Genomic DNA, 26,851 nt, shown 5'->3' on the forward strand with positions numbered 1-26,851 from the left:
TTTGGAAATAACAGGTAAAAAGGAAAATTGTGATGAAATATTAAAGAATGATAAGATATTTGAAAATAAAAATATAGTTGAATCGGATCAGGAATTGAGAAAAGCACTTTTAATATCGGTATTTCTCAGTTTAAGCATAATATTACAGATAGCTGAAAGTTTTATATTTATTCCTCTATTTTTACCTGGAATAAAGCTGGGACTTGCGAATATAGTAACAGTGATAGTCCTTTATGTATATGGAATAAAGGAAGCAGGTAAGATAGGAATAATGAGGATATTTCTTGCAGGAATATTGAGAAATGGACTTGGGATGAATTTTATGTTTTCATTAGTCGGGATATTATGTTCATTAATTGCATCAAGTTTCTTAAAAAAAACAGGAAAATTTTCTGTAATGGGGGTAAGTATTGCAGGAGCAAATTTCCATATGATAGGACAGATAATAGTAGCATCAGCTATTTATAGGACAAATTTACTTTATGTAAGCTATTTACCGTATATGCTGTTAATATCATTGTTTACTGGAATGTTAACAGGGTATTTTGCTGAAAAAATATTGGAAAGAGTAGATTTTAAAAGTTTTTGAGAATAGAAAAATGAAAAAGACTTGATTTTTCTTAAAAAAAATGATAATATATTGTGGTAATTTTGCATCTAATATTATAGAGCAATATTCATAAATATAAATATAATGTTTGAAAGGAGGATGTAATGGCACACTCAAAATCATCTAAAAAAAGAGTATTTATCGGAGAAAGAAACGCTGCTAGAAATAAATCAATAAAGAGTAGAGTTAAAACATTCGTGAAAAAAGTTCTTATTGCTGTTGAAGCTAAAAATGTCGACGAAGCTAAAGCAGCATTACAAGTTGCGTACAAAGAATTAGATAAGGCAGTAACTAAAGGTGTTCTTAAGAAAAATACTGCATCAAGAAAAAAATCTAGACTTACATTAAAAGTTAATGCATTAGCAAACTAATTTTGTTAATGATTAATTTTAAAAAAATTTTTTTAAAATTGTATAAAATATGGAAAACCGGTTTAAAAGTAAATTTTTATCGGTTTTTTTTGTTATAAAAAATAATTTTTGTGCTATACTATAATAGAAAAGTTATTAAAATAATTAGGGGTTTAAAATGAAAGTGAATAATCAAAAAAATGCTGATATAATGATAAAAGCTGCTGGACTTTCAGCAATAATACTTATTTTCTTGTGTTTATTACTTATAATTTATGTTGCCATGTTCAAGAGTGGTACTACCGAACTTCAATATAATAGTGAAGAATATGGAAACAGTGTATTCTACAAGAATAAAGATAAAATCTATGCTTTAGTTTATGGGAATGGATTATTAGAAGTTGAAGGAGTAGATATTCCTACTTTTAAAGTCTTTGAAGAAGATAATAATGGAAATGTAGCTTATGATAAAAATAGAGTTTATTTTGGAAATATTGCAGTTTCAGATTTAGACACAAATAAATTGTATTATGTAGGGAATAATTATTATAGTGATGGGACTAATAGTTATTTTTGCTCAACATCTGTTGAAACATATGAAGAATTGTCAGCACGAAGTATAAATATAAAAAATATATCTCACTTCTTGTTTAAAACAAAAAGACCTCAATACTATTTTTATCCATATAAAAAATTAGAGACTAATAAAAGATTGGAAAAAGTGGAAGAATTAAAAAATGCTGCAACTGATGGGAAAGAAGTATATTATGCCGGCGAAAAGCTAGTTAATGCAGACATCAATACAATAAAAACAATTGAAGATAGCTTATTTTACTTTGCTGATAAAGAAAATGTTTATTATAAATCTAAACTTTTATCATTTAAAAATAACGGAAAATTAAAAGTATTTCATGAGAATGATTACAATGTCTACTATCTTTATGATGAGGAAAGTAAGAATGTTTATGCAAATGACTATCTTTTTGATACCGCAAATGCTCCCTATAAAGTTGTTGGAATTGATGGAACTCATCATTTTAGTTTACTTTTTATAAGTAAGAATGGAGTTTATTTTTATGACCCACTTAAGAGAAAACAAGAAAGAATAGGGGATAATATTTTTAAAGGTGAAATTAAAGAAATTTATCCAGATATATTTTCTGATGATGAAAATGTTTACTATTTAGATGTCTATGAAGACTGGGCAAAAAGGTCAGGTAATAATCCTTTTTCATTATTAAAAGGTCCTTTTAATGGCCAACTAATATCAAGAAACACTAGAATACGTTATCTTGATAAAAAAACTGCTTGGGAAAATGATTGGAAAAAAGTAGCTGATATCAATTTTGATAGGGATGGAAGTATATGGAAAAAAGGAAATAAATATTACTATTTTGATATTTATGGTTTTAATCAAAATATAAATAGAACTATTTATGAAATTGTTGATAAAGAAGTTCTTGACTATTTATTGAATTTTTCAAACTTAAAAGATATCTATACTATAAACTTACCAGATAAAATAAGAGATTTTATATCTAAAAAAAAATTAATAGCCTTTAATGGTGAAGTTAAAATGACCGCTACTATCTATTTCCATGAAGATCCTTATGCTTATAGTATTCCAAAAATTATTTTTATTTCTATTTTCTTTTTATTTGGATTATATGCAAGATATAGATTTGATATTGCAAACTTTTTAAAAAAACGAAAAAAATCTAAATTTTCCAAGAAATAAAAATTAATATAAAAATTTTAGGAGAAAATCTTATGAAGAAAAACAATTTAAGGGAGAGGGTGAACAATATGAATGCAGAAATTAATATAAGTAATGTTATACTGGAAACAGATAGATTAATCCTTCGTGCCTGGGAAATTACAGATTTAGATGATTTCTTTGAATACGCTTCAGTTGAGGGAGTTGGAGAAAAAGCAGGTTGGGAACATCATAAAAGTAAAGATAAAAGTTTAGAGATCCTTAAAATGTTTATAGAGGAGAAAAAAGTTTTTGCTATTGTTCTAAAAGAAAATCAGAAAGTTATAGGTTCTATTGGTATAGAAGAACTTAGTGAAGAATTAGATAAAGATTTAGATAATCTAGTTGGAAGAGAATTAGGCTATGTCTTGAACAAAGATTATTGGAACAAAGGAATAATGACGGAAGCTGTTTCAAAAGTTGTTGACTATTGCTTTAATACATTAAAATTAAATTTCCTGATGGCCTCATACTTTAATCATAATATTGCATCAAAAAAGGTTCTGGAAAATTTAAATTTCAAATTCTATAAAGATATTATTATAAAAACAGGATATAATAATATCAAAGAAAAATCTACTTTAATGCTTTTAAAAAATAATTAGGAGGTTAAATAATGAAACTGGAGGACTTTGAAGAAGAGTTTGATTTTAAAAAGAAAAAAAGTGACTTTGATGAGGATTTTAAATTTAAGAAGAAAAGAAGTTCTGATACTTTATTTATAATTAAAGTTATTTCTGTTGCACTTATAGTATTTTCTTTTCTGTTTTCTTTTCTGATAATGAGGAAAATAGGCGGTTCAGAGTATGAAATAGAAGAAAAGGGGTATAAATATGGGAGAAGCCAATTCATAAAATATCAGGGAAAAATTTCAGTTCCTGTTCCCAGTGGAGGAAGATATTTTTTAGAAAATGTTGATATTAGTTCATTTAGTGAAGTAGATTCAGGAGATGTATCGGATAGAAGTACATTAGTGGTTGGAATGGATAAAAATCATGTTTACTGTGGAAATATTTCTCTTTCTGACCTAAATCCAAATAAGCTTGAAATTATAGGAAATGGCTATTATACAGACGGAACAAATACTTATTTCTGCTCGCCATTTTCTGAGAGAAATGAAAAATTATCTGTTCCAATGGAGCTGTTTCAGTATTTTATGTATGCTTTTTCAAAAACTAAAAAGCCACAGAGGTACATTTATCCCTATATAAAAATAAAAACTGACAAAAAGCTGGAACCAGTCAAAATTTACCAATATTTTGCAACAGATGGAGAGAAGGTCTATTATAAGGGAGAAATCCTGGAAAATGCTGATTTAAATACATTAAAAAGTGTTGATAGAAACAATGAATATTTTACTGATAAAGAAAATGTCTACTATAAGTCAAAACTTCTGCCAATTAAAAACAGCGGAAAGTTAAAGATTGTTTCAACTGAACAGGGGAATGAATTTCTTTATGATGAGGTAAATGGATATGTTTTTATGGGAACTTATTCTTTTGATAGAGGAAAAGCACCTTACAAAGTTCTTGGAAATGAAGGAAATCATTTAAATAGTTTAGTTTTTGTAAATAATGAAGGTGTTTACTATTATGACACAAAATCAAAGAAACAGAAAAGGGCGGGAGATAATATCTTTATTGGGAATATTGAAGAAATAAGTCCTAATGTCTTTACCGATGATGAGAATATATATTATTTTCATGCTTATAGCATATGGAGTAAACGTAAAGGTGGAGGAGGAGGTTTAGCTTCAAGAAATACAGAGATATATTATTTAGATAAAAAAGAAGGCTGGAAAAAAATTTCAGATGTAGGAAGTGGAGTTTATGGAAGTGTCTGGCAGAAAGGTGATAAATATTATTACTTTGATAATTTAGGAATTTCTCAATTAATAGACAATGCCATTTATGAAATAACTGATATGGGAACATTGGAAGAACTTCGTTCTTCTCAAAATGATAGAGTAATAAAAGAACTTATTGAAGATGAAAAATTGATAAAAGTTGAAGGAGAGAAAAAAATAAAAATAGTAGAAAAATATAAAGGAAGCTGGGATTATTTTATGATATTTTTTACACTATGTATTTTTATTGTTCCTACTATTTTTAATACATGTAAAAAGATTATATCTAGGAGGATAGATAATGAAGCCGGAAGATTTTGATGAAGACTTTAATTTTAAGAGGAAAAGAACATCAGATATTTTATTTATACTTAAAATTATCGGAATTATGCTTATAGTCTTTATAATTTTTTCATTTTCGCTTTCTATTAAGAAATTGGGAGGATCAGATTTAGAAATAGAGGAAAAAGGTGAAAAATATGGAAAAAGCTGGTTTATAAAATATCAGGGGAAAATTTCTGTTCCTATACCTAGTGGTGGAAGATATTTTTTAGAAAATGTTGATATTAATTCATTTAGGGCATTGGATTCTCAAGATAGAAGTACGCTAATGGTTGGAATGGATAAAAATCATGTTTACTGTGGAAATATTTCTCTTCCTGACCTGAATCCAGGTAAACTTGAAATAATAGGAAATGGCTATTATACAGATGGTACAAATACTTATTTCTGTTCACCTAATCCTGAAAGAAATGAAAAGTTACCGGATATAATGGAATTTTTACAGTCTCTTGTATATTCCTATTTAAATACTAAAAGACCACAGAGTTATATTTATCCTTATACAAAAATTGAGAATGAGAAAAAATTGCAGGCAGTTAAAGATTTATATCTTGCTGCAACAGATGGAGAAAAAGTCTATTATAAAGGAAAAGTTTTAGAAAATGCAGATTTAAAGACTTTAAAAAGAGTTGATATGTATACAGAATATTTGGCAGATAAAGAAAATGTATACTATAAGTCAAAGCTGCTGCCAATTAAAAATAATGGAAGGCTTAAGGTCGTTTCCCTTGAACAGGGAGAAAAATTTCTTTATGATGAAATGAATGGTTACGTATTTAAGGAAGATTATTTTTTTGATAGGAAGAAGTCGCCTTATAAGGCATTAGGAAATAAAGGAAACCACATGTATAACATGATTTTTGTCAATAATGAAGGTATATATTATTATGATAATGAGGAAAAGAAAGAGAAAAGAGCAGGAGATAATATTTTTATTGGGAAGCTTGAAGAAGTGAGTCCTAATATTTTTACGGATGATGAGAATATTTACTATTTTAATGGTCATGAAGTACGGGAAAGGTATAAAAAAACTTCAAGAAATACAGAAATTTATTATTTAGATAAGAAAGTTAACTGGAAAAAACTTGCAGACATAGAAGATGGAGTTTATGGAAGTGTCTGGCAGAAAGGTGACAAATATTATTATTTTAATAATTTAGGAATAATAGATAATGCCATCTATGAAATAGCCGATAAGGAGACATTGGAATATCTGATAAATAATTCAGGAAATGAGAACAGGATAAAAGAATTTATTGAAAATGGTAAATTAATACAAACTATTGGAGAGAAAAAAGTTGAAATTGCAGTAGAAGATAAAAAAATGCCGGATAATGAGAAAATGTGGTTTTTAGCAGCTCTTGCAGTAGTTTTTGTTGTGGTAATTATTTTAAGGATTAAAGAAAACCAATGAAAGAGGATGAAAAATGAAAAGAAATGATGAGGATTTTTTCCAATTTGAAAAGAAAAAGAATGGGACAAGACTCTTAAAAAAAGTAACAATAACATTTATTGTAATATTTCTAATTTTTAATTTTCTTGCTTTCATTTCCATATTTACAATGAAATCATATTATGATTTTAGCAAAGAAGTTTTTAATAATGGTCAAAAATATGAAAAAAGCATATACATTAAATATAAAAATAAAATATATGCCAATATATATGGAGAGGCCTATCAGCTAAAGAATGTTGATATAGAAAGTTTTAAAGTGATTGATTCGACAGATTATTCTGACAGTTATATAGCGGTAGATAAAAATTCTGTATATTTTGGAAATATTCCAGCTCCATATTTAAACCCGGAAAAATTTGAAGTTATAGGAAATGGGTATTATACAGATGGAAAAAATAACTATTTTTGTCAAAGGTATTCTGAAAAAAATGAAAAATTAAGTAAATTTGAGTATATAAAATATTTTCTGTTAATGGGAAATAGGCCACAGCGATATATTTATCCTTTTAAAAAAGTAGAAATGAATAGAAGTTTACAAGTAATTAAAGATATAGATTTTTTTACAACTGATGGGAAAAAAGTATACTATAAGGGAGAAATTTTAGAAAATGCAGATATAAATACTTTTGGAGTTGTAGATAGTAATAATGAATATTTTTTTGATAAGGAAAATGTATATTATAAGACAAAAATACTGCCAGTTAAAAATAGTGGAAATCTGGAAATTGTTTCTATTGACCAGGGACATAATTTTCTTTATGATAAAAAGAATGGATATGTATTTCTGGAGGATTATTCGTTTGATATGGAAAAGGCACCTTATAGGGTATTGGGAAATAAAGGGAATCATACATATGACCTGCTTTTTGTAAATAATGAAGGTGTGTATTTTTATGATAATCAAGCAAAAAAGCAGAAAAGGGCAGGGGATAATATCTTTGCCGGAAAGATTGAAGAAGTGAACCCTAATGTTTTTACTGATGATAAGAATATTTATTATCTTCAGTCTTATGATGTAAAAAGAAAAAAGAAAAATAAAGGCAGTTATGCAGATATTTTAGTTTCAAAAAATATAGGAGTTTTTTATCTTGGTGAAAAGAAAAACTGGGAAAAAATAAAAGATATTGATTCAGGAATAATAGGTCAAGTTTGGAAGGAAAATGATAAATATTATTATTTTGATAACTTAGGAGAGCATCAAATTGTAGATGATGTTATTTATGAAATAAGTGATGAAGGAACTCTTCAGGAACTATTGAATTCAGAAAATATAAGTTCAGATAAAATAAGAGAAATTATTAATAATAAAAAATTATTACCTATTAGAGGAAAAGAAATTCTTACTGCTGCTGTAAAATATAAGAGAAGTTATAAGGCGGAGATATTCTTAACAGTTTTTCTTACAATTTTTTTTGTAGGTAAACATTTTGTTTTAAAAAAGTTTAAGAAATTAGAAAATATGAAAGATGAAACAGATTATTACGAATTATAGTATTATTTATTTTTTCCATAAATATTAAAAAAGTAGTATTAGCTTAGAGAAAGCTTTTCTTAAGGTTTGATTTTTTGACATATAATAAAATTGTGGTATAATTACTTTGACATTCAATATATTAAGATAATTATAAGAATAATTAAATATGTAATCATATAAATCGCTATACAGTATAGAGGTGAGGAAAATAGTCACAGAAAAACTTAAGCCCGCAAGTGCAAAAAAGGAAAATATATATTTAGGAATAACGGTTATATTTTTAATTTTGACTGCTTTTCTGCTAATTAAAATGAGGAAACCAAAAGTAATAGAACAGAAAATAGAATCAGGACAGATAAGTTCCTATACAGAATTTTCAAGTATTGAAGCGGGAATTTATTCGGATTTGATAAATTTTGTAAGTGAAATAAAAATGAAGGGAAATGAAGAGAAACTTCCAACGATAAAACAGCTGGAAGATGAACTTATACCCCCATTTACAAAGGATATTACGTGGGAGGAAAGAGGGAGAATCACATGGGAAAGAATTGACAGGGAAAAAGCCACATATTATGTCGGACTATGTGAAAATGTCATGACAAGTGGAAATTTTATTGTAATAGTAGATAATGCAAACAGGGAAAATATAAAAATATTATTTATAAAAACCCATTTACACAAAGATGAAGTAGAATTTGCCATTGATGAGAATTTTCCTGGGTGGCAGGAAATAGTTCCATACACTGGTGAAAATGAAAAACAGAAAATTGAAGGGAAAGGTGATACAGAATGAAAAAATTTTTCTTAATTGTTTCAATGATACTAATAAACATAATTTCTTTTGGGAAATTGAGGGTTGGAGTGACGTTACAGCCATATTACAGCTTTGTAGCAAATATTGTTGGAGATAAAATGGAAGTTGTTCCTGCAATAAGAGGTGATATTTATGATGTTCATAATTATACGGCAAAACCGGAAGATATAAAAAAGATGTCTACATTAAATATTCTTGTTGTAAATGGAATAGGTCATGACCAGTTTATATATGGAATAATAAAATCTGCTAGAATGGAAGGAAAAGTAAAAATAATTAATGCAAATAAAGGGGTTTCCCTAATGCCTGTTTCAGGAATGAGAACAAATACCAGAATAATGAATCCGCATTCATTTATATCGGTAACTTCTTCGATTCAGCAGGTATACACTATTGCAAGGGAACTTGGTGTGATAGATCCTGCAAATAAAGCTTATTATAGTAAAAATGCACAGGTATATGCCCAAAAATTGAGAAATATGAAGGCTGCAGCCATAAATAAGGTAAATCACCTGAAAAATTTAAATATGAAAGTGGCAACAGCACATGCAGGATACGATTATCTCCTATCTGAATTTGGATTAAGGGTAAAGGCTGTAATAGAACCTGCCCATGGAATTGAGCCAAGTGCTTCAGATATAAAGGCAATGATAGATATTATAAAAAGAGATAAGATAGATGTGTTTTTTGTGGATGCACAAAGCCCAAACAAGTATGCGGCAACTATTCAGAAAGCTACAGGTGTAAGAGTGAGAACACTTTCCCACATGAGCAGGGGGCCATATACAAAGGATGGATTTGAAAAGTTCATGAAATATAATCTGGACTCTTTGACAAATGCAATGCTGGAAGTTGGAAAATCAAGAGGAAGATAGTATGCCAGGTATATTAATTGAAATAAAAGATTTAGAATTAACATTATCAAATACAAAAATACTGGATAAAATAAATATGACAATAGAGCCTGGGAAAATACACTGTCTTATAGGGCCTAACGGAGGAGGAAAAACTTCTTTGCTTAAATGTATACTGGGTCAAGTTCCTTATAATGGAGAAATATTTATTTCGTATGATAATACTAAAACAATTGGATATGTACCGCAATCACTGGATTTTGACAAGACATTGCCGATAACGGTGGAAGATTTTCTTTCAATTGTTTATCAGAAAAAACCTTGCTTTTTAGGAGTTTCAGGAAAATATAGGAAAGTACTGGAAGATTTGCTGAAAAGAATGGGAATGTATGAAAAAAGAAAAAGACTGATAGGAAATCTATCCGGCGGAGAAAAACAGAGGCTTCTTTTGGCTCAGGCAATATATCCGGAACCTGATTTGCTTATACTTGATGAACCATTTACAGGAATTGACAAATTAGGTGAAGATTATTTTAAAAGTATAATAAGAGATTTGAAAAATAAAGGGGTAACAATTTTGTGGGTGCATCATAATCTGAAACAGGTAATAGAAATGGCGGACACTGTAACATGTATAAAAAAGGAAATTCAATTTTCGGGTGATCCTAAAAAAATTCTGGATGAAGAAAAAATTCTGACTGCATTTTCATAATTTTGTTTGTGTCTTACTTTCAGAATATTTTATTTATATTCAAAAATGGAGGAAATTGTAATAATGCTCGAAATTATTAGAAGTTTTTTTACAGAGATGGTAAACAGACAGATGCTACCTGAGTATTTTAAATATGCCTTTGTAATAAATTCACTTATATGTACCTTATTTATAGGAACAATTTTAGGTGGAATAGGTACAATGGTTGTAACTAAAAGAATGGCATTCTTTTCAGAAGCTGTAGGTCATGCGGCACTTACAGGAATTGCATTTGGAGTAATGGCAGGAGAGCCTATTAATGCTCCATATGTTATGCTGTTTACATACTGTATAATATTTGGCCTGCTTATAAATTATACAAGGAACAGGACAAAAATGTCCACAGATACCCTTATAGGTATATTTTTATCAATATCAATAGCACTTGGTGGATCCCTGCTTATTTTTGTTTCTGCAAAGGCAAATTCCCACATGATAGAAAATGTTATGTTTGGGTCAATTCTGACTGTAAGTGATTCTGATATATTGATTCTTGTTGTGACAATTACAGTTTTAGGAATAATTCTCATACCGTTATTTAACAGAATGCTTCTTTCAAGCTTTAATGCAAATATGGCAACAGTTAAAGGGGTGAATGTCAAACTTATGGAATATATATTTACAGTAACTGTTACCCTTGTAACAGTAGTTTCTGTAAAAATAATAGGTGCGGCATTGGTGGAGGCACTGCTTTTAATTCCGGCGGCATCAGCTAAAAATTTATCAAAATCAATAAGAGGTTTTTTCTTTTATAGTATATTTTTTTCGCTGTTAAGCTGTATTTTAGGAGTTATTTTACCTATCCACTTTAATATATCAATCCCTTCCGGAGGAGCGATAATTTTAATATCCTCATTTATATTTTTTATAACGGTGGTAATAAAAAACATAAATGGAAAGTTTAATGGAAGTGAATAGTTTTATGGAATGGAGGAAATCAGAGTTGAAAAAGATAATATTCATGTTAATGGTTTTAATAGCGGGAACAGTACATGGAGAAAATATTACATATAAAAAAAATAAAAAGATTTTGACGTCAATCCAGGCGGTCTACTCAATCGCAAAAAGTTTGACAAAGGATACTGATATTGAGGTTTATTCAATATTTGATTCTGATGTTTCAATGGATTATGGGAAATCAGCCTTTGATAACAAGGATTTGGACTTGTCTTCAGCTAAAGATACAGTGGCTGTTGTTGATGTTGCTAGAGTCTGGGGCAATGATTATCTCTATGAATATGCCCGTAGAAAGAATATAAGAATTGTTGAAATTGATGCAAGTTATTCTTTTTCAGGAAGTGACTATTTATCACTGTCGCTTTTAAACTATAAAAATGGAGATAGAAATCCATATATATGGATGAGTTTTCAGAATGTTATAAAAATGGCAAATATTACCGCTGATGATTTATCAGAACTTTTTCCGGAAGACAGTAAGAGAATAGAAGATAATCTCATAAATTTTTCCCAGGAAATAAAAGAAATAGAAAATGGATATCTTGAAAAAACTTTAGACTTGAGTTCACTATCAGTAATTACTCTTACAGAAAATCTTGATTATCTGTTTAATGATTTGAATATTTTCTTTAATTATGTAGATTCAAATGAAATAACAGTGGAAAAAATTTCTGAAGTCATGAAAAGAAGTAATTCTAAAATATTTATATCAGACAGATGGCTAAAAAAGGAAATTATAAATGAAATAGAGAAAAAAGGTGGAAAATTTATAGTTCTGGATACTTTTAATATTCCAAGGGAACTGAATGAGAAAATGGATCCTGACGGTTATATAAAAGGAATGAAGGAAAATATGGAAAAATTAGTGGAAGTAATGAAATTTATGGATAAAAAATAATAATTTTATGAAATGAGGAAATGAAATATGAAAAAAATAATAGTAACGGGAATTCTTTTTATTTCAGCTGTAGTTTTTGCACATGCACCGCTTTTGTCGGTGGATGACAATAATGACGGAACCATATATATTGAAGCAGGATTTTCAAATGGTGAAAAAGCTGAAGGAATGGAATTTCTTATAGTAAAAGATAAGCCATATAATGGTCCGGAAGACACTTATGAAGGGAAAATGATAATATTTAAAGGGAAATTTGACAAGAAAAGTTCAGCGGTTGTTTTAAAGCCTTTAACTCCTAAATACGAAGTGATTTTCAATGGAGGGGCAGCACATATTATTACTAAAAAAGGGCCTAAACTCGAAGAGAGTGAGGTTGCAGAATGGAAGGGAAAAGTCGAAAAGGCTGATTACCTAAATGAATGGAAGGAAAAAATGATTCAGAAATAATGGGGAATTGGAGTGTTATCAATTTTTTGATATATCATAAAACAGAATACGGAGGTAATTTTTAATGAAAAAAATTTTAGGAATTTTAGCTGTATTAACTGCAGTAAATCTAAGTGCCCATAATCAGTTTATTTACACTGATACTTTAAATGTGACAGGAAAATCATCGGTTCCCTTCAAGGTGATGTTTGGTCATCCGGATGACGGTGGAGAAGAAGCTCCTATACCTGTTGGGAAGGTAAAAAATGAAACTCACCTGGCAGAAAAAGTATTTGCTATACACAATGGTGAAAAAATAGATTTAACTGGAAAAGTAAAGGAAGGAAAAATAACTACAGATAAAGCTTCGGGAAGAACTTTAGACTTTACACTTGACACTGAGCTAAAAGGTGGAGGAGACTGGGTAATTATTGCTGTTCCTGGACAGACTTTTGATGATGGAAGCTCTTATCTGTTTAACGGAATTGTAAAAACAGTTATAACAAAGGACGGAAGCAAGGGAAGTGACTGGAAAAAAAGAGCAGCTGACGGTTACTATGAAATAATTCCTTTCACAAATCCATCTGAAGTAAATGTAAATTCAGTATTTAAAGGACTTCTTGTAGATAAAAATGGTAATCCGATGAAGGATACTGATGTTGCAATCGACTATATAAACGGAAAAGTAGATATGAAAAAAGGAACATTTACAGGAAAACTTCAGAAGGAAAAGGTTGCATTGAGAACTTATACAGACAGCAACGGTTATTTTGTAGTTTCTTTCCCACATAAAGGTCTATGGTCTATAAGGGGAAGAGCAATGATAGACAGGGAAAAGAAATATGTGGAAGATACAACTTTACTGATTGAAGTAAAATAGAAAAAAATGATGAAAGAATTAGGAGTATACCTAAAAGATTTCATACAAAAGATTTTGAAAAATAAGAGTTATCATAATAAAAGTTATTAAAAAATTGTACCAATAAACTTGCCAATGAAAATTGAAAAGTTTGGAGGTACATATTTTTTATGAGAAAGTAAAGAAAAAGTTGAAAAAAAACCTCATATATAGTAAAATCTTTAAGTAGGAGGAGAAATGAGAATTACTGATTTTATTAATGCCGATACAATTGAAAAAATGAGAGAAGAGATAAGTGAAGCGAATGGGAATGAAGTTTTCTTCAGGGGTATTCCGGATGAAGCGGGAGTAGTCTCTGAAGTTGAGGTTATTGCAAGGGGGAATGAATATTCCGTAGCGGCATTACTGAATATGATGAAGAAAAATGAAGTAATAATACATAATCATCCTTCGGGAGTTTTACTTCCTTCAAATGCAGATATATCTGTTTCCAGTGGGTATGGAAACAGTGGAGGGGCATCCTACATTGTAAATAACAGTGTAGATGATATTTATGTCATAGTACCTTTAAAAAAACAGGAAAAAATAAATATAGATGAATATTTCGGAGAGAATGGAAGAATTCATGAGAAAATTGGTAAGTTTGAAACTCGTAAGGAACAGTACGAGATGTCAAAAAATATTGAAAAATGTATGAATAATAACAGAAAACTTATAGTTGAAGCTGGGACAGGTACGGGAAAGACCATAGCATACCTGCTGCCTACTTTACTGTATGCACTTGAAAATAATCTAAAACTTATTATTTCAACAAATACTATAAATCTTCAGGAACAGCTTATAAGCAAGGATATTCCTTTAATTGAAAAGATAATTGAAAGAGAATTTCAATATGAAATAGTGAAGGGAAGGGGAAATTATCTCAGTAAAAGAAAACTGCATAATATGAATACTATCGTAACTGAAAAGGATACAGAAGAAGAAAAGCAGGAAAAAAGAATAATTAAAAATCTTGTTGAATGGGATAATGTCACTGCTACAGGTGACAGGGGTGAACTGAAGTATGATGTTCCATATAAAATATGGGAACAGATAAAAAGTGAAACTGATACATGTATGGGAGTAAAATGTCAATTTTATTCAAGCTGTCATTTTTTTAAGGCAAGAAAAAATATTTCTGATGCAAATATGCTGATTTTAAATCATCATATGTTTTTTGCAGATTTGTCAATAAGAAATGAAATTGGTTTTAATACAGATTATTCCATATTGCCTAATTATGATATTGTAGTGTTTGACGAAGCACATAATCTTGAAGATACTGCAAGAAATTACTTTACTTATGAAATTTCAAGATATTCTTTTGGAAGGCTTATGGGAAGTATACACAACACAAGGGTAACAGGGAAAAATAATGCTGGGGCATTAACGAGACTTCTTGGATATCTGAATGAAAATCTTTCTCAGGGGGATTATATCAGGATAGATGACATGAAGGAAGAAATTATAAACATTTTAAACAGTTTTTATAATAAAGGAAACGAAATTTTTGACAAGATAATGTATCCTTTTGCTCAGGAACTTTCAAATGCTGAAATAAAGGAAAGAATAGATAGACCTAAAATAAAAAATACTAAATTCTGGAAGGAAATAATTGACAGAAATATTGAACTGAAGGAAATGTATGGTGAACTGATACGTAAAATAAATAAATTTTTAAATAATATAGAAGATTTTGACCTTGAAGATGAGGATGGAATAATTTTTGATTTTACAAAATATTATAACAGGTTGAAGGAATATTATAAAAATTTTGAGTTTATTATAGAATCAAATGATAAGGATTACGTATACTGGCTAAATTTTATTCCTTCAAAGGCAAATATAGAACTTCATGCCACACCTTTTGATATATCAGAAGATCTGAATGACAGCCTGTTCAGTAAAATGGAAAGGATGGTGTTTACTTCAGCTACATTGGCTGTGGATAATAAATTTAATTATTTCAGGGAAAGTCTTGGATTGAAAAATAACAAAGGAAAAAAAGTTGAAGAAAAAATAATAGATTCACCTTTTGATTATGAGAAACAGACAGAAGTATATATTCCTGAAGATACACTCGATCCAAATAATATAGAATTTTTAGATGATTTAATAGGATTTGTGGAAAAAATAATAAAAAAGACAGAAGGCCACTGTTTTCTTCTGTTTACTTCCTACAGTTCCATGAATTATCTGTATAATAAGATAAAAGTGTATTTCAGTAAAAATGATTATACACTGATAAAACAGAATGACTATCCTAGACATGAAATGATTGAAATATTTAAAAATTCCAGAAATCCTGTTCTGTTTGGAACAGACAGTTTCTGGGAAGGAGTAGATGTGCAGGGGGAACAGCTGCAGTCTGTAATCATAGTGAAACTTCCGTTTAAAGTACCAAATGATCCTGTAACGGAAGCAATTATAGAAAATATAAAGGAAAAAGGGAAAAATCCTTTTAATGACTATCAGGTACCTCAGGCGGTAATAAAGTTTAAGCAGGGAATAGGACGGCTTATAAGGAGTAAGGAAGATAAAGGAATTATAACAATCCTGGATAACAGGGTAATAAAGAAAAGTTATGGAAAGAAATTTTTAAGGGCATTACCTAAAAACATAACTGTAAAAAGTAAAAAAGAGATTTTAGAAATGGAAGATACAGAGTAATTGGAGGATGAAATGGTAATTAATATATTCGGGCGTGAAATTGTTCTGGAAGTAAAGGAAAAAAGAAAGCAGAGCAGCAGTAATGTAAAGAAGCGGAAAAAATTTCTATTCCGTTTTGGACTTGCTATTCTTGTATTTCTAATTTTTGGTATAATTATAGAAATTTCAAGATTACAGCGGGATTATAAAATCGGTTCCGTTGCTCAATCTGACATAATTGCCTATAAGAATGTCACATATTATATGGATATTCTGGATGACAATATTCAGGATAAGATAATAAAAACTACAACTCCGGAATATGATGAAATTCCGGAAGTGAAAAAGGAAACGATAGATTCAATTAATTCATTCTTTCAGGATATGAAAGGAATTGATGTTTCCAATGATGAAACAATAAAAAATTATATAAAGGAACATAAGTATAATCTTACTGTTGAAGATTACAAACAGCTGGCAGTGAGAAATGATGTTGGTTATATAGTTAACCTTATAACTACGGCTACAGAAGCTTATGGTATAGGAGTAGTAAAGGCAGAAGATTTTCCAAAAATACTTAGAAAAAAAGATATTAAAATAGATGGTCTGGATGCAAAACTGTTAAAGAATTTTATTAAGCCAAATTTGAAAATAAACGATGATGCAACAGCAAAAAAAATTGAAGAGAATCTCCGTTCGCTTCAGGATAAGGAAGTGAAAATATATAAAGGGGATATTATTGTGAAAAAAGGTGATACTATTGACAGTGATGCATATACGAAACTTGAAAAATTAAATATGATAAGAAAAGATGACAAAGTAAGAAAAACAGTTGGACTTGCTGTAACATTCATAATGATAGCTGCTTTATTTTATTTCATATTAAAGAAATATTCTGAAAAGGAAGTGGAATCAAACGCATTTTATCCGTCAATAATAACAATAATTATAACTAACGGATTATACATTATATTTTTCCACAGTGAATACAGTATATATCTTTTACCTTTTGCAATGATACCTATTATGCTGACTGTATTGGGAAATAAAATATATGCACTGACCTTTACATTTTTCAATATGATGATTCTTTCAAGGGATGAATCGTGGTTTCTAGTAACACTTGCGGTATCGGTAGTTGCCATTTACAAGGCTGATAAACTGACAAACAGGACTAATATAGTGAAACTGGGGATATTTTTAGGAGTATTCCAGGCATTGCTTACTTTAAGTTATGGACTTGTAAATCAGCTGGAATTTATATCATTGATGTTCATGATTATATTTTCTGTATTCTCAGGAATATTTACAGGAATGCTGTCACTGGCGTTACTGCCTTATCTGGAAAACACCTTTGATATACTGACGGATATTAAGCTGCTTGAATTAAGTGACTTTTCACATACGTTATTAAAACAGCTGCTGCTTGTAGCTCCGGGAACATTCCACCACAGCATAATGGTAGGGGCACTTGCAGAAAGTGGAGCGGAGGCAGTTGGAGCAAATGCAACCTTTGCAAGAATTGCTTCCTACTATCATGATATCGGTAAAATGAAATTACCTACATTCTTTGTGGAAAACCAGAAAGGTGGAGAAAATCCTCATGATAAAATAAAGGCTTCATTAAGTGCACTGATAATAACTTCCCATACAAAGGACGGGTATATTTTAGGAAAACAGAATAAGCTTCCTAGGGAAATACTTGATGTAATACTTGAACATCATGGAACTACACTGGTTCAGTATTTTTATTACAAGGCACTTGAAAATGGTGAAAACGTTCTGGAATCAGATTTCAGATACAGCGGTCCAAAGCCGAGAACAAAGGAATCAGCAATTATCTTACTTGCAGATACGATAGAAGCTGCAGTAAGGTCTTCCGAAGATAAAAGTAGGGAAGGACTGGAAAATCTTATAAGATATCTTATAAGATATAAAATTGATGATAACCAGTTAAGTGATGCAGATTTAACTTTAGGTGAAATAGAAAAAGTTACTCAGGCATTCCTTAATACTTTACAGGGTGCTTATCATGAAAGAATAAAATATCCTAAACTTGATGAAAAAGTTAGAAAGAGGTAGGTAAAAATGCTGGAATGTGACATAACATATGAAATAGAAGAGCTTGAGGAATATCTCGATGAAGAAAAAATAAGGGAATTTGGAAGTTTTATATTAAAAAGCGAATATAACGAAGAATATGAAAAAAATGACTATTATCTTTCATTGCTGATAACTACAAATGATGTTATTCAGACAATAAATAGAGATTATAGGGATAAGGATGCTGTAACAGATGTAATTTCATTTGCCTATAATGAAACAGAAAATATAGGGCCTATGAATATACTTGGAGATATTGTAATTTCTCTAGATAGGGTAAAGGAACAGGCAAAGGAATATGGCCATTCTGATGAAAGGGAATTTTACTATGTTTTTTGTCATGGATTGCTTCATCTGCTTGGATACGACCATATAATTGAAGAAGAAAAGGCTGTGATGAGAAAACGTGAGGAAGAAATACTTTCACAGTTTAATTATACAAGAGATTAAATGAATGGGGAGATGTGAATGAGTGAACAGAATCAGGAGAAAAAGCCTAAAAAAGGTTTCTTTATGTTTGGGAAAAAACCTGAAAATTATGACTGGGATATAAAGAAGGAAAGGGAGAGGGATCGTAGGATTATCGACAGCTTTAATTTTGCAATAGAAGGGCTGACAGCTTCATTAAGAAATGAAAAACATATGAAATTTCATATATTGCTGGCAATAATAGTCGTAATTCTTGCGATACTTACAAATGCCACAAAGGTGGAAATATTAATAATTTCTTTATCAGTTTCATTTGTTATAATAACTGAAATGATAAATACTTCGGTTGAAGCACTTGTGGATCTTATATCACCAAATAGACATCCTCTGGCAAAACTTGCCAAGGATGTGGCGGCAGGAGCGGTACTTGTGTCAGCTATAAATGCACTTTGTGTAGGTTATCTTCTGTTTTATGATAAACTTCTTGATATATTTGACAGTAAGAATGATTTGCATATTATGGCTGCAAGAAAGGGAAATATTGCAGTGCTTATATTGGTTCTGACTGCAATCATAGTAGTTGTAATCAAAACCTTTTATAAACATGGAACACCACTTGAAGGTGGAATGCCGAGTGGACACAGTGCGATAGGATTTGCCACTTTCGGTATAATAATGTTCATGACAAGTGATATAAGGATACAGGCATTAGGGCTGTTCATGGCACTTCTGGTGGCTCAGAGCAGGGTTAAAGCAGGAATACACAGTTTCAAGGAAGTTCTTGCAGGTGGAATACTAGGATTTATGATAGCTTTTATAATTATGTTTACACTTGTGCAGTTCAGGATACTGTATAATTAGAATGAATATTTTTTTGAATATGAGAAATCCTATTATGAAAAATATGGTATAATAGAAAAATACGATAAAGATAAAATAATTTTAAAAGAAATAGGAAAAAATTCAGGGGTTTTTATAGTAACTTCTGAAATTGCAATAGATGAAATAACTTTTTTAAATTTAAGAAACACAAAAATTAAATAAAATACAATCAAATTTTTAAGGAGGACAAATATGTCAATATTAGTTTTTGGACACAAAAATCCGGATACGGATACAATCTGTTCAGCAATAGCATATGCTGAATTAAAAGGAAAATTGGGGAAAGATGTAAAAGCGGTAAGATTAGGAGAAGTAAACGAAGAAACAAAATTTGTGTTAGATTATTTTAAGGTTGAAAAGCCTGAATTGATAGAAAGCGTTTCAGGAAAAGAAATAATGCTTGTGGATCACAATGAAAGAACTCAGACTGCTGACGGATTTGAAGAAGCAAAAGTTCTTGAACTTGTAGATCATCACAGAATATCAAATTTTAATGTGGATGAACCTCTATATGTGAGAATGGAGCCGGTAGGATGTACTGCCACAATAATACTTAAACTTTTTAAGGAAAATAATCTTCTTCCTGAACCAACAACAGCAGGACTGATGTTAAGTGCAATTGTTTCAGATACATTGCTGTTTAAATCACCTACATGTACAGGATGTGACGTGAAGGCAGGAAAGGAACTTGCTGAAATAGCAGGAGTAAATGTTGAAGAATATGGACTTGAAATGCTGAAGGCAGGAACAGCTTTAGGTGGAAAATCAGAATCAGAATTAATAAATATGGACATGAAAATATTTGAAGTGGATGGTTCAAAAATTGGAGTGGCACAGGTAAATACTGTAAATGAAGCAGAGCTTCTTGAAAGAAAGGAAAAACTTCTGGCAGAAATAAATAACATTATAAATAAAGAAGGATTGAAATTCTTTATATTTGCAATAACTAATATATTATCAAATGATTCAACAGGAATAGTTGCAGGAGACGGAAATGCAGTTATAGAAAAAGCCTTCAATGAAAAAATTGATAATAACTTAATAGCATTAAAAGGAGTAGTTTCAAGAAAGAAACAAATTATACCTCCTTTAACAAAAGCTATTCAGGAAGCATAATATAGGAATTTTTAGAAAATAGACAGTATTTAGAGGTCCTCCGTACAGAGAGGAGTGGCAACATTGCAAAAAACTGGAAATGAAATAATAAAATGCGAAAATTTAAATTACTGGTATGAAACTTATGAAAAAAAATCAGGAATAAAAGGTACATTACAGGATTTATGGAAAAGAAACCATAAAAGAGTAATGGCGATAAAAAATATAAATATATCAATAAATAAAGGGGAAATAGTCGGATTGCTCGGGCCTAACGGAGCAGGGAAGACAACCTTGATAAAATTGCTGACAGGAATTCTCGAAGTCAAGTCGGGAGAAATACTTTGTCTTAATAAAACACCTTATAAAAAAGAAAAGAATTATCTTAAAAATATAGGGGTGGTAATGGGACAGAAAAGTCAGCTTATTTGGGATTTGCCGGCTATGGAAACTTTAAGAATGTTAAAGGAAATTTATGAAATAGACAGAAAGGAATTTGAGGAAAGGCTTGAAAAACTTCTGAGATTGCTCAATCTGAAGGAAAAAGTCAGTACACCTGTCAGAAAGCTTTCGTTAGGAGAAAGAATAAAATTTGAGCTGACATGCTCACTAATCCATAAACCTCAAATTCTATTTCTGGATGAACCAACTATTGGGCTTGATATAACAAGTCAGTATGCAGTATATGATTTTTTAAGGGAAGTAAACAAAACAGAAAATACAACAATAATCTTAACAAGTCATTATATGAAGGACATTGAAAATTTATGTGAGAGAGTAATTATCATTTTAAAGGGTGAAAAGCATTTTGACTTACCACTTGAAGAATTAAAGGAAGAATTTATAACAAAAAAGACATATATTGTGGAAAGTAAAAGGGATGAATTGCCTTTTTCAGGAGATAACTTTACTGTAAAAAAACTGGAAAAAAATACTTTTGAAATTTATCCTGAAAATGGAGAATTTGAAATAGGTAACCTGAATTTAAAGGACATTGTTTCAATAAAGGAAAATACACCTGAACTGGAAGAAATTATATTTAAGCTTTTCAGTAACAAGGATTCTGACAGTCAAGTGGATATATCGGAAGAAACTTGTCAGGAAGAAGGCAGTGAATGAAAAAGTATATTATAATTGCACTAAATCAGGCTACAGTAAATTTACAGTATAAGTTTAATACGGCAATTACCCTTATTTCAAGAACAATACCAATATTTATGTCTTATTTTCTCTGGACTAATATATATAAGTCAATGAATGGAAGTAAAGTGGGAAACTATACAAGGAGCCAAATGGTTACATATATTATTCTTATAAGTCTGGTGGACTTTCTTTTCAATTTCAGTCATATGAGGGAACTTGGGAAACAGATTCAGGAAGGAACATTGACAACTTTACTGTTAAGACCTGTAAGTATACTGAATCAAAGTCTTGCAACCTTCATAGGAAAGAAATTTTTTATGATAATTATATATGTGACAGGAATTCTTACATACGGTTTTCTGGGCTATTTTAAGGATAAGCTTTATTTTGCAGAAGTTGCTGTATTTATGATTCTATGTTTCATGATGTTTTTTTACCTGTTATCCTTTCTTTCAACAGTAGGATTCTGGCTGATAGAAGTGTGGCCGATACAGGTAATAATGCTGGGAGTTTACTCTCTTTTTTCAGGAGCATTTTTTCCTTTGGATTTGCTTCCTGAAGGAGTGTACAATATATTTAAGTACAATCCCTTCGCCTTGATTGGATTTGTTTCAGTCCGTGCTATTCAGGGAATGTATTCTCATAGGGAAATGGCAGTCTATATTCTTGTTACTGTATTGTGGATGGTAATTTTAAGGATAGGATACGAGAAGGCGTTTAGAAAAGGTCTGAAAAGATATGAAGGGGTAGGTGCATAGTCTATGAATTTGAAAATATATAAAGCAATGCTTTCAAACAGTATACAGAGGGTTCTGATTTATAGAACTACATCTATTCTAATTGTGGTATTTAGTTTATTTTTCTATTTTTTAGAGATGTTTTCGGGAATGGTTTATTTCAGCTATACAGACAATATACTAGGTTGGACAAAATGGGATTATTTTAGCCTTATAACAACAGCGGCAATTATTCAGAATAGTTATAGTTTCTTTTTTGTATGGGGAACAAGTGATTTATCTATTAATATAATTCAGGGGAAACTCGACTATACACTATTACGTCCATTAAACTCCTTCTGGTACTATGCATTATATATGGCAGATTTTCCAAGCCTTATAAACGTAATACTTGGAATTATAGTTCAGGGATGGATTATTTTTAAGTATCATATAGGATTTTTTCATATAATAATGTATATTCTATTTGTAATTATGGGGATATGGTTTCAGTTTTTAGTGTGTAATTTTTCAAATATGATTACCTTCTGGGTAGACAAGGCCGATCAGATTTTATGGATTCCTGAAACATTGGAAGAAATATCTTCAAGACCGGCATCTATTTATCCAAAATGGGTAAGAGGGCTTCTTATGTGGCTTCTTCCAATACTGACAGCTATTAATTTGCCGGTGGATATTATAAGAGGCCAGATTAATTTGGTGAATATGCTATGGTATATAGGATTTGTAGCTTTCTTTACGGTAATTAACTATAAAGTATGGTATGCAGGACTAAAAAAATACCAGTCAAGTAACTGATGCTTTAAAAACTTGAAAGATAATCTTAACTTAATTGAAATTGAAAAATAATATTCTTTATGATATAATCACGATAAGTTTAGAAAAATTAAAGGATTAAGAAGGAAAAGTATGGCGGTAATAAAATTTAAGAAAAGAGAAGAAATTAAAATTCTTTTTGGGATAAAATTACCTTCAATAGTAACGGAGTTTTATAAAGAGACTAAAAATAAAAAACGTGCCTATGAAATAATGAGGGATACGCTTAATATTTCAGACGGAAGACTTATAAATGTAGTTGATGTAGTCGATGGTGCAGGAAATCCTGCTTCTGTCCTGGTAATTTACAGTAACTTTGTTACTGAAAAGGAAAGATTGAAGCTGGATCTGGAAATAGAAGTTTTTGATTTTCATATTTTTGAACTTGACTATAATAATAACGTTGATATTGAAGATATAATAAAAAGAATAAAAAAATAATAAGGAGAGGTTGATACAATGAAAAAGTTTACATTATTATTAGGAATTTTGATGCTTACATTCTTTAGTATCGGAAATGCTAAAATGACAAAAGAAGAAAGAAAATTTAAAAAAGCTATGAAAAGCTTTGAAATGGAAGCAGTAATTAAAACAACAAAAGGAGACATATCAGTATATCTGTATCCTGAAGCTGCACCAAAAAATGTTGCAAACTTTGTATATCTGGCTAAAAATAATTTCTACAATGGACTTACTTTTCACAGAGTTATCCAGAATGTTCTTATACAGGGAGGAGATCCCCTTGGAAATGGAACAGGTGGAACAGGATACACAGTTAATGATGAGATTTCAGACTGGTTGAGTTTTGAAAATGCGGGAATGCTTGCAATGGCAAACAGTGGACAAAATACAAACAGCAGTCAGTTTTTCATAACAATATCTCCTCTTACACAATTAGACGGGAAACATACAATCATAGGAGAAACAAAATCTAGACAGGATTTAAGTGTTGTAAGAGTAATAAGACCTGATGATAAAATATTAAGTATTGAAATTAAAGGAAGAAAAATAGATGACTTCTTAAATTATTTTGCTTATGAAACAACTCAATGGGATGCAATATTGAAAGCTTCTCAGCAACAGTAATAATAACAATATAACTGAATAACTTCTAATGGAGGATTTTGTAAAATCATGGATAATCAGGATTAAAAAATACTTGTTAGAAGTTTTTTTTAAGAAAGTGGATTTTGTTTTAAACACTTTTAATACAGAAAAAATTTATAAAAAACTTGCAAAAAATCAAAAAATGTATTATTATATAGTTAGCAGTCGAAGTAAGTGAGTGCTAAAAATGAAAAGTAATTAAATGAGATAAAATTACAGTAAATATAGGAGGATAAAATGATAATTAAACCTTTAGGAAAAAGAGTATTGATTAAACAGGTAGAACAGGAAGAAGTTACAAAAAGCGGAATAGTTCTTCCGGGAACAGCATCAAAGGAAAAACCTATTACAGGAGAGGTTATTGCAGTAGGAAAAGATGTGGAAGATGTAAAGGCAGGAGATAAGGTAATATTTGAAAAATATACAGGAACAGAAGTAAAAGATGGAGATGATTCATTTCTTATACTTGATATAGATAACGTGCTGGCTATTACAGAATAGCAGTTGGCAAAGTTTATATAATTAATGGAATTTAACAGGAGGAGAATATAAATGGCAAAAGTAATTAAATTTAATGAAGAAGCAAGAAAAGCACTGGAAGTGGGAGTAGATACACTGGCAGATGCAGTAAAGATAACATTGGGACCTAAAGGAAGAAATGTTGTATTGGATAAAGGATATGGAATTCCTACCATTACAAATGACGGAGTTACAATAGCAAAGGAAATTGAGCTTAAAGATCCTATTGAAAATCTTGGGGCACAGATAGTAAAAGAAGTTGCAACAAAGTCAAATGATGTAGCAGGAGACGGAACAACTACAGCGACAGTTTTAGCTCAGGCATTAATAAAAGAAGGACTTAAAATGGTTGCTTCAGGGGCAAATCCAGTATTTATAAGAAAAGGAATGGAAAAAGCTTCTAAAAAAGTAATTGAAGAATTAATTAAAAGAGCTAAAAAAATAGAGTCTAACGAAGAAATAGCACAAGTTGGAGCAATTTCAGCAAGTGACAGGGAAATAGGGGAATTAATAGCACAGGCTATGGCAAAAGTAGGAGAATCAGGTGTAATTACAGTAGAAGAAGCAAAATCACTTGATACAACACTGGAAGTTGTGGAAGGAATGCAGTTTGACAATGGATATTTGTCGCCTTACATGGTTTCAGATTCAGAAAGAATGGTTGTAGAACTTGACAGTCCATTTGTTCTTATTACAGATAAAAAAATATCAAGCATGAAGGAATTATTGCCTATACTTGAAAAAACAGTTGAAATGGGAAGACCGATGCTTATAATTGCTGAAGATGTTGAAGGAGAAGCACTTGCAACATTGGTAGTAAATAAACTGAGAGGAACATTGAACATAGCTGCAGTTAAAGCACCTGCATTTGGAGATAGAAGAAAAGCTATGCTTCAGGATATAGCAATACTTACAGGTGGAGAAGTAATTTCAGAAGAAAAGGGAATTAAGCTGGAAACAGCAGATATTAATTTCCTTGGTCAAGCTAAGAAAGTAAGAATTACAAAGGATAACACAGTAATTGTAGATGGACTGGGAGCTAAGGAAGATATAGCGGCAAGAGTAGGCCAGATTAAAAATGCAATTGAAGAAACAACATCTGACTATGATAGGGAAAAATTACAGGAAAGATTGGCTAAACTTTCAGGAGGAGTTGCAGTTATAAAAGTTGGTGCGGCTACAGAAACTGAAATGAAAGAAAAGAAATTAAGAATAGAAGATGCTTTAAATGCCACTAAGGCGGCAGTTGAAGAAGGAATAGTTCCTGGCGGAGGAACAATACTTGTTCAAATAGCTAAAGCAATAGAAGACTTTAAACTGGAAGGTGAAGAAGGTCTTGGTGTGGATATTGTTAAGAAGGCACTTTACGCTCCAATGAGACAGATAGCATTAAATGCAGGATTGGATGCAGGAGTTGTAATTGAAAAAGTTAAAAGTTCTGAAGAAGGAATTGGGTTTGACGCTGCTAAGGAAGAATATGTTGATATGGTAAAAACAGGAATAATAGATCCTACAAAAGTAACAAGATCAGCTATTCAAAATGCAATATCAGTATCGTCTGTACTGTTAACTACAGAAGTGGCAGTTGCAAATGAAAAGGAAGAATCTCCAATGGGAGGAATGCCTGGTGGAATGGGAATGCCGGGAATGATGTAATTAAGTAATTATAAGTTATAAATAATTGCTAAAATATAATTGATGGAAATAAAAACTAAGAAAAAGTAATTTTTTCCATGATTTATCAATCTCTTAAAATCAGCCTTTTATTTTATAAATTTGTAAAATCTATCTCTAAATCTAACAACCATTAAAGATTTTCAAGTTATAGGATTTCAGGCTGATTTTTATATATTAAAAAAGGCTGTCTCAAAATATTCAAATTATGAATATAATATAAAAAAAACCATATTTTTTTCATTTACTAAAATTTTACTCATAT

General features: G+C 30.3%; 26 protein-coding genes. All 26 read left to right on the forward strand.

Annotated elements, in window-relative coordinates; genetic code table 11:
• The first annotated feature begins 1 nt into the window (after position 1).
• The 26 genes from HMPREF1984_RS05730 to groL all read left to right on the forward strand — a co-directional run bounded on the left by HMPREF1984_RS05730 (position 2) and on the right by groL (position 26,568).
• Positions 2 to 589: a Gx transporter family protein gene (locus tag HMPREF1984_RS05730; RefSeq protein WP_051314475.1), complete on the forward strand. Its 588-nt coding sequence runs from the start codon at positions 2 to 4 to the stop codon at positions 587 to 589.
• Positions 590 to 714: 125 nt separating this feature from the next.
• On the forward strand, positions 715 to 981 hold the full coding sequence (gene rpsT, locus HMPREF1984_RS05735; RefSeq protein ID WP_021766980.1) for a 30S ribosomal protein S20: 267 nt from the start codon (positions 715 to 717) through the stop codon (positions 979 to 981).
• 157 nt (positions 982 to 1,138) lie between these two features.
• Positions 1,139 to 2,698 (forward strand): DKNYY domain-containing protein, encoded by a 1,560-nt coding sequence (locus tag HMPREF1984_RS05740; RefSeq protein ID WP_021766981.1) that lies wholly within the window; start codon positions 1,139 to 1,141, stop codon positions 2,696 to 2,698.
• A 68-nt stretch (positions 2,699 to 2,766) separates the two neighbouring features.
• Positions 2,767 to 3,321: a GNAT family N-acetyltransferase gene (locus tag HMPREF1984_RS05745; protein ID WP_021766982.1), complete on the forward strand. Its 555-nt coding sequence runs from the start codon at positions 2,767 to 2,769 to the stop codon at positions 3,319 to 3,321.
• Between the two features lie 11 nt (positions 3,322 to 3,332).
• A complete protein-coding gene (locus HMPREF1984_RS05750; protein WP_021766983.1) occupies positions 3,333 to 4,883 on the forward strand; it encodes a DKNYY domain-containing protein in 1,551 nt (516 codons plus the stop codon).
• Entirely contained in the window at positions 4,864 to 6,318 is a 1,455-nt protein-coding gene (locus HMPREF1984_RS05755; protein WP_021766984.1) for a DKNYY domain-containing protein, read from the forward strand. The genes HMPREF1984_RS05750 and HMPREF1984_RS05755 overlap by 20 nt, the downstream gene beginning before the upstream one ends.
• A 13-nt stretch (positions 6,319 to 6,331) precedes the next feature.
• Complete coding sequence (locus tag HMPREF1984_RS05760; RefSeq protein ID WP_021766985.1) at positions 6,332 to 7,852, forward strand: DKNYY domain-containing protein; 1,521 nt, start codon at positions 6,332 to 6,334, stop codon at positions 7,850 to 7,852.
• Between the two features lie 181 nt (positions 7,853 to 8,033).
• Positions 8,034 to 8,627 carry a DUF6162 family protein gene (locus tag HMPREF1984_RS05765; RefSeq protein WP_021766986.1) on the forward strand — a complete coding sequence of 198 codons (594 nt, stop codon included), beginning with the start codon at positions 8,034 to 8,036 and terminating at the stop codon, positions 8,625 to 8,627.
• Positions 8,624 to 9,523: a metal ABC transporter solute-binding protein, Zn/Mn family gene (locus HMPREF1984_RS05770; RefSeq protein WP_021766987.1), complete on the forward strand. Its 900-nt coding sequence runs from the start codon at positions 8,624 to 8,626 to the stop codon at positions 9,521 to 9,523. Before HMPREF1984_RS05765 ends, HMPREF1984_RS05770 begins: the two co-directional genes overlap by 4 nt.
• 1 nt (position 9,524) lies before the next feature.
• Positions 9,525 to 10,214 (forward strand): metal ABC transporter ATP-binding protein, encoded by a 690-nt coding sequence (locus HMPREF1984_RS05775; protein ID WP_036099969.1) that lies wholly within the window; start codon positions 9,525 to 9,527, stop codon positions 10,212 to 10,214.
• A 63-nt stretch (positions 10,215 to 10,277) separates the two neighbouring features.
• Entirely contained in the window at positions 10,278 to 11,171 is an 894-nt protein-coding gene (locus HMPREF1984_RS05780) for a metal ABC transporter permease (RefSeq protein WP_036099972.1), read from the forward strand.
• 25 nt (positions 11,172 to 11,196) lie between these two features.
• Positions 11,197 to 12,108, forward strand: a complete 912-nt coding sequence (locus HMPREF1984_RS05785; protein ID WP_198011762.1) for a metal ABC transporter solute-binding protein, Zn/Mn family — start codon at positions 11,197 to 11,199, stop codon at positions 12,106 to 12,108.
• Between the two features lie 27 nt (positions 12,109 to 12,135).
• The gene (locus HMPREF1984_RS05790; RefSeq protein WP_021766991.1) at positions 12,136 to 12,555 is read left to right on the forward strand and encodes a hypothetical protein; all 420 of its coding nucleotides are present in this window, start codon (positions 12,136 to 12,138) and stop codon (positions 12,553 to 12,555) included.
• Positions 12,556 to 12,619: 64 nt separating this feature from the next.
• Positions 12,620 to 13,414 (forward strand): DUF4198 domain-containing protein, encoded by a 795-nt coding sequence (locus tag HMPREF1984_RS05795; RefSeq protein ID WP_021766992.1) that lies wholly within the window; start codon positions 12,620 to 12,622, stop codon positions 13,412 to 13,414.
• Between the two features lie 216 nt (positions 13,415 to 13,630).
• On the forward strand, positions 13,631 to 16,102 hold the full coding sequence (locus HMPREF1984_RS05800; protein ID WP_021766993.1) for a helicase C-terminal domain-containing protein: 2,472 nt from the start codon (positions 13,631 to 13,633) through the stop codon (positions 16,100 to 16,102).
• A gap of 12 nt (positions 16,103 to 16,114) precedes the next feature.
• Positions 16,115 to 18,163: an HD family phosphohydrolase gene (locus tag HMPREF1984_RS05805; protein ID WP_036099975.1), complete on the forward strand. Its 2,049-nt coding sequence runs from the start codon at positions 16,115 to 16,117 to the stop codon at positions 18,161 to 18,163.
• Between the two features lie 6 nt (positions 18,164 to 18,169).
• Complete coding sequence (ybeY, locus tag HMPREF1984_RS05810) at positions 18,170 to 18,634, forward strand: rRNA maturation RNase YbeY (RefSeq protein ID WP_021766995.1); 465 nt, start codon at positions 18,170 to 18,172, stop codon at positions 18,632 to 18,634.
• A gap of 18 nt (positions 18,635 to 18,652) precedes the next feature.
• A complete protein-coding gene (locus HMPREF1984_RS05815) occupies positions 18,653 to 19,474 on the forward strand; it encodes a diacylglycerol kinase (protein WP_021766996.1) in 822 nt (273 codons plus the stop codon).
• A 213-nt stretch (positions 19,475 to 19,687) separates the two neighbouring features.
• Positions 19,688 to 20,611: a manganese-dependent inorganic pyrophosphatase gene (locus HMPREF1984_RS05820; RefSeq protein ID WP_021766997.1), complete on the forward strand. Its 924-nt coding sequence runs from the start codon at positions 19,688 to 19,690 to the stop codon at positions 20,609 to 20,611.
• 63 nt (positions 20,612 to 20,674) lie between these two features.
• Positions 20,675 to 21,709, forward strand: a complete 1,035-nt coding sequence (locus HMPREF1984_RS05825; protein WP_156894251.1) for an ATP-binding cassette domain-containing protein — start codon at positions 20,675 to 20,677, stop codon at positions 21,707 to 21,709.
• The gene (locus HMPREF1984_RS05830) at positions 21,706 to 22,491 is read left to right on the forward strand and encodes an ABC-2 family transporter protein (protein WP_021766999.1); all 786 of its coding nucleotides are present in this window, start codon (positions 21,706 to 21,708) and stop codon (positions 22,489 to 22,491) included. The genes HMPREF1984_RS05825 and HMPREF1984_RS05830 overlap by 4 nt, the downstream gene beginning before the upstream one ends.
• A 3-nt stretch (positions 22,492 to 22,494) precedes the next feature.
• Entirely contained in the window at positions 22,495 to 23,268 is a 774-nt protein-coding gene (locus HMPREF1984_RS05835) for an ABC transporter permease (protein WP_021767000.1), read from the forward strand.
• Positions 23,269 to 23,379: 111 nt separating this feature from the next.
• Entirely contained in the window at positions 23,380 to 23,727 is a 348-nt protein-coding gene (locus HMPREF1984_RS05840) for a hypothetical protein (RefSeq protein ID WP_021767001.1), read from the forward strand.
• An 18-nt stretch (positions 23,728 to 23,745) separates the two neighbouring features.
• Positions 23,746 to 24,372, forward strand: a complete 627-nt coding sequence (locus HMPREF1984_RS05845) for a peptidylprolyl isomerase (protein WP_021767002.1) — start codon at positions 23,746 to 23,748, stop codon at positions 24,370 to 24,372.
• 258 nt (positions 24,373 to 24,630) lie between these two features.
• Positions 24,631 to 24,894 (forward strand): co-chaperone GroES, encoded by a 264-nt coding sequence (locus HMPREF1984_RS05850; RefSeq protein WP_021767004.1) that lies wholly within the window; start codon positions 24,631 to 24,633, stop codon positions 24,892 to 24,894.
• A gap of 51 nt (positions 24,895 to 24,945) precedes the next feature.
• Positions 24,946 to 26,568, forward strand: a complete 1,623-nt coding sequence (groL, locus tag HMPREF1984_RS05855) for a chaperonin GroEL (RefSeq protein ID WP_021767005.1) — start codon at positions 24,946 to 24,948, stop codon at positions 26,566 to 26,568.
• Positions 26,569 to 26,851 lie beyond the last annotated feature (283 nt).

This window comes from Leptotrichia sp. oral taxon 215 str. W9775 (assembly GCF_000469505.1).
Classification (GTDB): Bacteria; Fusobacteriota; Fusobacteriia; order Fusobacteriales; family Leptotrichiaceae; genus Leptotrichia_A.

Excerpts from the sequence above, each read along its gene's own strand:
- HMPREF1984_RS05760 (WP_021766985.1), top strand. The coding sequence starts at position 6,332 with ATGAAAAGAAATGATGAGGATTTTTTCCAATTTGAAAAGAAAAAGAAT.
- HMPREF1984_RS05740 (WP_021766981.1), top strand. The coding sequence starts at position 1,139 with ATGAAAGTGAATAATCAAAAAAATGCTGATATAATGATAAAAGCTGCT.
- HMPREF1984_RS05820 (WP_021766997.1), top strand. The coding sequence starts at position 19,688 with ATGTCAATATTAGTTTTTGGACACAAAAATCCGGATACGGATACAATC.
- groL (WP_021767005.1), top strand. The coding sequence starts at position 24,946 with ATGGCAAAAGTAATTAAATTTAATGAAGAAGCAAGAAAAGCACTGGAA.
- HMPREF1984_RS05770 (WP_021766987.1), top strand. The coding sequence starts at position 8,624 with ATGAAAAAATTTTTCTTAATTGTTTCAATGATACTAATAAACATAATT.
- HMPREF1984_RS05790 (WP_021766991.1), top strand. The coding sequence starts at position 12,136 with ATGAAAAAAATAATAGTAACGGGAATTCTTTTTATTTCAGCTGTAGTT.
- HMPREF1984_RS05745 (WP_021766982.1), top strand. The coding sequence starts at position 2,767 with ATGAATGCAGAAATTAATATAAGTAATGTTATACTGGAAACAGATAGA.
- HMPREF1984_RS05850 (WP_021767004.1), top strand. The coding sequence starts at position 24,631 with ATGATAATTAAACCTTTAGGAAAAAGAGTATTGATTAAACAGGTAGAA.
- HMPREF1984_RS05835 (WP_021767000.1), top strand. The coding sequence starts at position 22,495 with ATGAATTTGAAAATATATAAAGCAATGCTTTCAAACAGTATACAGAGG.
- HMPREF1984_RS05840 (WP_021767001.1), top strand. The coding sequence starts at position 23,380 with ATGGCGGTAATAAAATTTAAGAAAAGAGAAGAAATTAAAATTCTTTTT.
- HMPREF1984_RS05805 (WP_036099975.1), top strand. The coding sequence starts at position 16,115 with ATGGTAATTAATATATTCGGGCGTGAAATTGTTCTGGAAGTAAAGGAA.
- HMPREF1984_RS05800 (WP_021766993.1), top strand. The coding sequence starts at position 13,631 with ATGAGAATTACTGATTTTATTAATGCCGATACAATTGAAAAAATGAGA.
- ybeY (WP_021766995.1), top strand. The coding sequence starts at position 18,170 with ATGCTGGAATGTGACATAACATATGAAATAGAAGAGCTTGAGGAATAT.
- HMPREF1984_RS05755 (WP_021766984.1), top strand. The coding sequence starts at position 4,864 with ATGAAGCCGGAAGATTTTGATGAAGACTTTAATTTTAAGAGGAAAAGA.
- HMPREF1984_RS05795 (WP_021766992.1), top strand. The coding sequence starts at position 12,620 with ATGAAAAAAATTTTAGGAATTTTAGCTGTATTAACTGCAGTAAATCTA.
- rpsT (WP_021766980.1), top strand. The coding sequence starts at position 715 with ATGGCACACTCAAAATCATCTAAAAAAAGAGTATTTATCGGAGAAAGA.
- HMPREF1984_RS05775 (WP_036099969.1), top strand. The coding sequence starts at position 9,525 with ATGCCAGGTATATTAATTGAAATAAAAGATTTAGAATTAACATTATCA.
- HMPREF1984_RS05845 (WP_021767002.1), top strand. The coding sequence starts at position 23,746 with ATGAAAAAGTTTACATTATTATTAGGAATTTTGATGCTTACATTCTTT.
- HMPREF1984_RS05830 (WP_021766999.1), top strand. The coding sequence starts at position 21,706 with ATGAAAAAGTATATTATAATTGCACTAAATCAGGCTACAGTAAATTTA.
- HMPREF1984_RS05750 (WP_021766983.1), top strand. The coding sequence starts at position 3,333 with ATGAAACTGGAGGACTTTGAAGAAGAGTTTGATTTTAAAAAGAAAAAA.
- HMPREF1984_RS05815 (WP_021766996.1), top strand. The coding sequence starts at position 18,653 with ATGAGTGAACAGAATCAGGAGAAAAAGCCTAAAAAAGGTTTCTTTATG.
- HMPREF1984_RS05780 (WP_036099972.1), top strand. The coding sequence starts at position 10,278 with ATGCTCGAAATTATTAGAAGTTTTTTTACAGAGATGGTAAACAGACAG.